Source organism: Pseudomonas sp. Van50 (genome assembly GCF_055390755.1).
In genome coordinates this window covers 4,977,933-4,983,876 of the sequence record NZ_AP024343.1, presented here as the reverse complement: position 1 = coordinate 4,983,876, position 5,944 = coordinate 4,977,933, and the positions used below count along the sequence as shown (strand labels likewise).

The window sequence follows — 5,944 nt, the reverse complement described above, 5'->3', positions numbered from 1 at the left end:
GGATCGGGGCGGGTTTATCGTTATACAAAGACGAGCCGGATGTAGGAGCTGACGAGTGCAACGAGGCTGCGATCTTTCCTCAGACGCTTGAGTCCCAAGCGCAGAGTCAAAAGATCGCAGCCTTCGGCAGCTCCTACAGAGCGCAATTCAGCGGGACGTATGGCGTTTCGCTAAACCCCCTCGCCACAGGGTTTTGCATGAGTCTGAGTGGCTCATCTTTTACCCATGGTTTTACATAAGGAACCCCTGCGATGTCCTTGCATCCGGAACTCAACGCCTTCCTCGACCTGGCCGAAGAAAGCCAGGCCGACGGCCCCGGGCCGTTTCACCTGTCGACGCCGGCCCAGGCCCGCGAGGCGTTCGAGCGCACCACCGGGCAATTGCGCTGGGACGCTCCGGCGGATGTGCAGTGCGCCGCTCACGCCGTCACCGCCCGTGACGGCGCGACGCTGGCGCTGCGTCTGTATCGTCCCGCCACGGCTGCGGCCCAGGCGCTGCCGGTGCTGGTGTATTTTCACGGCGGCGGCTATGTGGTCGGCAGCCTGGCATCCCACGACGGCGTCTGCCGCGAATTCTGCGCCCGGACACCGTGCGCGGTGTTGTCGGTGGGCTATCGCCTGGCCCCGGAACACACCTTCCCGACGCCGCTGAACGACGGCGCTGACGCCCTCGACTGGCTGGCCCGGCAGGCTCGCGCCGAAGGCCTGGACATCAGCCGCGTGGCGTTCGGCGGGGACAGCGTCGGCGCGACACTGGCGACGGTGCTTGCGCTGCAAGCGGCCCTGGAACCAGCCTCCCTGGCGATCCAGCCGTGCTTTCAATTGCTCTGTTACCCGGTGACCGATGCGTCCACCAGCAGCCCGTCCACCGAGCTGTTCGGCGAAGGGTATCTGCTGGAGAGCGAAACCCTCGAGTGGTTCTACCGGCACTACGCCAATGAGCCCACCGATCGCCTGGACTGGCGCTTCTCGCCGTTGCTGGCGCCCGGTTGCCCAGGCCTGGCCCCGGCCCTGATCGCCCTGGCCGGCCATGACCCGCTGCTCGACGAAGGCCGCGCTTACGCCCGGCGTTTGCAGGCGCAGGGGGTGAGCGTGGAACTGATCGAATACACCGGCCTGATCCACGACTACCTGCGCTTGCAGAGCGTGGTGCCGGAGATTGACGAGGTGTACGCGCAATTGAGCCAAGCCCTGCGGACTGCACTCACCGCCTGAAACACCACAATCCCTTGTGGGAGCGAGCTTGCTCGCGATAGCGGAGTGTCAGCCAAGATTATTTTGCTGATCCACCGCTATCGCGAGCAAGCTCGCTCCCACAGTTGTTTTGGGGGGGCTCAGGATTTGCACATGCCACCTATCCCTTGTGGGGTGGTCTCAGGATTTGCATATGCCACACATCCTCTGTGGGAGGGTTTCAGGATTGGCAGGCACAAAAAAACCGGGCCAGGCCTAATGCCGGTCAGTTAATCCCCAAACCCGTGGGAGCAAAGCTTGCTCGCGATTGGGGTGTGCCAGTCGACAATGTCATTGACTGGTCCGCCGCCATCGTGAGCAAGCTTTGCTCCCACAGGTTTTGAGTCGTTTGATCCTTAACTGACTGGCATTAGGGCCAGGCCCGGTTCTGGGTGTTGTTTAGAAGTCGTAGGTCACGTCCAGCGAGGCCACGCGTTCCTGGCCGTAGTAGCAGCCGAACGAGTAGTTGCAGTGGGACACGTACTCGCGGTCGAAGACGTTCTGCACGTTCAGGCTGGTGGTGACGCCACGCAGGCTCGAGGTGGCCTTGCCCATGTCATAGCTGATGGTGGTGTCGAACACGGTGAAGGCCGGTACGTCGAACGAGTTGGCCGCGTCGCCCGGCTTGCGGCCGGTGTGACGAGCGCCTGCGCCGAAGGTCAGGCCATTGAGGACGGCCTGGGTGAAGTGGTAGTCGACCCACAGCGTGGCGGAGAACGGTGCCTGTTGCTCGCTGCGGTTGCCCTCGTTGCCGTAGTTGTCCTTGGTGTAGAACGAGTCGAGGTAGGTGGCGGCGGCCATGACGTCGATGTTGTCGACGGTGGATTTGACTTCCAGTTCAACCCCCCGTGAACGCACCTGGCCCGACTGGATCGAGTTCTGCGGATCGGCGGGGTCGGCGGTGACCAGGTTCTTCTGTTTGATCTGGAACACCGAGGCGGTAATCATCGTCTTGTCGAACGGCTGGTACTTCACGCCCACTTCGTATTGTTCGCCTTCGGTCGGCTTGAACGACTCGCCAGCGGCGTCTGTGCCCACGGTCGGCAGGAAGGACTCGGAGTAGCTGATATAGGGCGCCAGGCCGAAATCGGTGACATAGGTCAGGCCAATCCGGCCGGTGAACTTGTTGTCACGCAGTGAGGAAACGGTGCCCGCCAGCAGGTCCTTGTTGTCCACTTCGGCCCAGTCCTGGCGGCCACCCACGGTCAGGATCCACTTGTCCAGCTTGATCTGGTCCTGCAGGTAGACGCCGGTCTGGCGAACGGTGTTGTCCCACTGGGTGTCCAGCGTTGGGGTTACGCTGCTGGTGTCGTAGTTGTTGTTATTGCCGTACAGGTCGATCGGCGCGACGTTGTAGGCGTTGTAACCATCGTACTTACGGTTGAAATGCCGATAGTCCACGCCTGCCAGGGTGGTGTGTTCCAGGGCGCCGGTATTGAATTTGTATTCCACGTTGTTATCGACGGTGTACGCGGTGTTGTGCTGTTGCCAGTCAAGTTTTACCCGGTTGGCCTGGGTCTGGTCAGTGACGCCACCGGTGGTGACGAAGCTGCGCAGGTAGAAGCCCCGGTACTGGTCGCGCACATCGGTGTAACGCGCAGTGGAGCGGAATTTCAGGTCATCGGTGATGTTGTGGCTGAAGTCGTAGCCCAGGATGAACTGGTCACGCTTGTAGTCGTTCCACCGCGTGTCGCCGGAGAAGAAGTCCCGGTCGATCCGCTGGCCGTTGGGGCCGCGCTCCAGGGAACCGATCCGCGGCAGCGCCTGATAGTCCTCCAGGCCATCGTCGCGCTGGATCTGCGCCAGCACGGTCAGCGAGGTGTCGTCGTTGGGCGCCCAGGTCAGGCTCGGTGCCAGCAGCATGCGTTCGCTGTGGGTGTGATCGACCTGTTGGTTGCCTTTTTTCGCCACGCCGATGACGCGATAGCTGAATTCCTTCTGGTCGTCGATCGGGCCGCTGGTGTCGAACGCGCCGTTGACCCGGTTGTAGCTGCCCGCGCCCAGCTTGATCTGGCTGCGCTGTTCCGTGGTCGGGCGCTTGGAGACCATGTTGATCAGGCCGCCGGGCTGGTTCTGCCCGTACAGCACCGACGAAGGGCCCTTGAGCACTTCGATGCGCTCCAGGGTGTACGGGTCGATTTGTGGCGCGCCGCCGAGGCTGCCGGCATAGGGCAGGTAGGCCCCGTCGAGGTACAGCGGCGTGGGCGAGAAACCCCGGCTGGTGATTTCGTCGGCGATGGCGTTGCGGTCGGTGAAGCCGCCGGTGTTCAGGCCCGGCGTGTAGCGCAAGGCCTGGGTCAGGTTGCGTGCGCCCTGGGTGGCGACCTGCTCGGCGGTGACCACGTTGATGGTCTGCGGGATCTCCAGGATCGGCGTGTCGGTCTTGGTGCCGGTGGCGCTGCGGGTGGCGACGTAGCCGTCCACCGGGCCGTAGGCGGTTTCCGCGGATTTACCGGTGATGGTCGTGGCGCCCAGTTCCAGCGAATTCCCCGCCGTCCTGGCGCGCACGCTGACCGTGTTGCCCTGGATGGTGAACATGACGCCGGTCCCCACCAGCATCTGCGACAACGCCTGAGCCGGCGACAACCGGCCGCTGACCGGTTGGCTGCGCAGGCCCTGGACATCATCGGCACTGTAGAGCACTTGCATGTTCGATTGATTGCTCAATGCCTGCAGGGCGCTCGCCAGCGACTGCGCCGGAATGTTGAGATCGACTTCCTGTGCCTGGACCTGTGCGCTGAACGGCATGGCCAAGGCCAGGCTGAATGCGCTGGCGCTGAAGCCTGGTTGCAGCAGGCGGCGCATGATCAGTGCCTTGGTAAAACGTGGAATCCCCGGAGTTGCTGGCATGTGTTTCACTCTTGCAGGTTTTAGTTTTAATAGGGGTGTAGTTGTCATCAATTCTTAATTAGGACGCACGACCCAGAAAAAACCAGAATGAGAATCGTGATTATTTACGCGGATTGCAGTTCGGTGACCACCCGGCCGGCTTCCATGCGCACCAATTGGTCGGCCACGTCGAAGTAACGGTCGTCGTGGGAAATCACGATGATGGTCTTGCCCAGGCGCTTGAGGTCCGGCAGCAGCTCGGTGTAGAAAATCCGCCGGAAGGTCGGGTCCTGGTCGGCGGCCCATTCGTCGAACACCAGCACCGGGCGTTCTTCCAGCCACGCATTGACCAGTGCCAGGCGCTTGCGTTGGCCGGTGGACAGGTCGGTGGTGGTGAAGGCGCCGTCGCGCACGCTGACCTTGTGGGCGATCTCCAGGCGTTGCAGGTATTTATTGGCGTCGTCCGGGATATGGGTGTCGCCTTGGACGATGTCGTCGAACAGGTAGTAATCGGCAAAAATCGTCGTGAACAACTGGCGATAATCGTCGCGGGTCACGGCTGTCACGACGTGGTCGTTGAGGCGGATTTCTCCTTGCTGCGGTGCGTACAGGCCCAGCAGCAGCTTGATCAGCGTGGTTTTGCCACAGCCGTTTTCACCCACGATGAACACGATGTCGCCCTGTTCGATCTTCAGGTTCACCGGTCCCAGGCGGAACGGCGTGGCGCCTTCCACCGCCGGGAAGCTGTAGGCCACATTGCTCAGCTCCAGGGTCTGCACCGGGGTTTTCGGCTGGCCCTGGTCGTTGAGCAACAGGTGCGGTTCAGGGGATGAAAACTGCTCCGACAATTCGGCGATGCGGCGGAAGGCGATCTGCGCGCGGCTGACGATCGGCAGGGTGCCGATCAGGTGTTCCAGCGGGCCTTTCATGTACAGCAACACCAGCACGAAACCACTCATCACTGCCTTGTCGGCGCTCGGCCACAGCGATTGCAGGGCCAGGGCCAGGCCGATCACCACGAAGAACAGCATCGAGCCGAAGGTCTTGGCGATCACGAAAATGTTCACCGAGCGGATCTGCGTGTCGCAGATCTTGTCGGCGGTGTGTTCGATGCCCGAGACGAACATGCGTTGCCGCCGGGGGCGATGGATACGCAGTTCCTTGGCGCCTTCGGCGATGGCGTTGTAGTGCTTCTGCAATTCGTCCTCGGAATCGCGAGCCTCCATGAAGCCCTTGATCCCACGACCGCGGGCGATGTACTGGACCACGGTGCCGATGACAATCGCCACGACCATCATCAGGAACATCGGCCACGACAGCATGGCCAGGTAACCCATGCAGCCGAGGGTAACGGTCAGGGAGATGGCCAGGGGGGCGAAGGCGAAGGCGAAATCGCTGATGGTGTCGACGTCGTGGGTCAGCACCGGGATCAGGCGATGGCTGCGGTAGCGTTCGATCTGCTGGATGGGCGCCGACAGGACTTTTTCCCCCAGCTCCTTGCGCAGCTTGGCGATGATCTTCTGGCCGACGTAGTTGGTGCCGATGTCGGAACAGATGGAACTGACCAGGGCCAGCAGGCACAACCCGGCGAACACGCCCACCACGGTGTGGCTCAGCCCGCCGTCGGCGTGCAGCACCTTGTTGATGGTCGCTAGCAGCACGGTCACGCTCAGGCCACCGACCATGCCCAGCAGGATGGCGCCGATGACAATCAGCCGGAAGGGTTTGAGCAGGGTGAACAATTCATTGATCACCCCGCGTTTTGGTTGGCTCATGGAGGTTTCCCTGCTAGATGAAAAGGGCGAAGGCCATCGCGGGGCATTCACCGCATGGGCTGGCGGACGCAGGCACGCTGGATTGGGTTGTGCCCATCTTTAGAACGA

The 5,944-nt window shown here is 62.1% G+C and carries 3 protein-coding genes; 1 reads left to right on the top strand and 2 read right to left on the bottom strand.

What is annotated here, in order from left to right; genetic code table 11:
• The first annotated feature begins 251 nt into the window (after nt 1–251).
• A complete protein-coding gene (locus ACZ5M5_RS21125; RefSeq protein ID WP_464737932.1) occupies nt 252–1,214 on the top strand; it encodes an alpha/beta hydrolase in 963 nt (320 codons plus the stop codon).
• Nucleotides 1,215–1,631: 417 nt separating this feature from the next.
• On the opposite strand, the gene ACZ5M5_RS21120 is transcribed toward ACZ5M5_RS21125, so the two are convergent.
• The gene (locus ACZ5M5_RS21120; RefSeq protein ID WP_464737931.1) at nt 1,632–4,082 is read right to left on the bottom strand and encodes a TonB-dependent siderophore receptor; all 2,451 of its coding nucleotides are present in this window, start codon (nt 4,080–4,082) and stop codon (nt 1,632–1,634) included.
• A 104-nt stretch (nt 4,083–4,186) separates the two neighbouring features.
• Nucleotides 4,187–5,836 (bottom strand): cyclic peptide export ABC transporter, encoded by a 1,650-nt coding sequence (locus ACZ5M5_RS21115; protein WP_464737930.1) that lies wholly within the window; start codon nt 5,834–5,836, stop codon nt 4,187–4,189.
• Between the last annotated feature and the right edge of the window lie 108 nt (nt 5,837–5,944).

Bases quoted from the DNA above. Each gene is read 5' to 3' on its own strand.
- ACZ5M5_RS21125 (WP_464737932.1), top strand. From the start codon at position 252: ATGTCCTTGCATCCGGAACTCAACGCCTTCCTCGACCTGGCCGAAGAA.
- ACZ5M5_RS21120 (WP_464737931.1), bottom strand. From the start codon at position 4,082: ATGCCAGCAACTCCGGGGATTCCACGTTTTACCAAGGCACTGATCATG.
- ACZ5M5_RS21115 (WP_464737930.1), bottom strand. From the start codon at position 5,836: ATGAGCCAACCAAAACGCGGGGTGATCAATGAATTGTTCACCCTGCTC.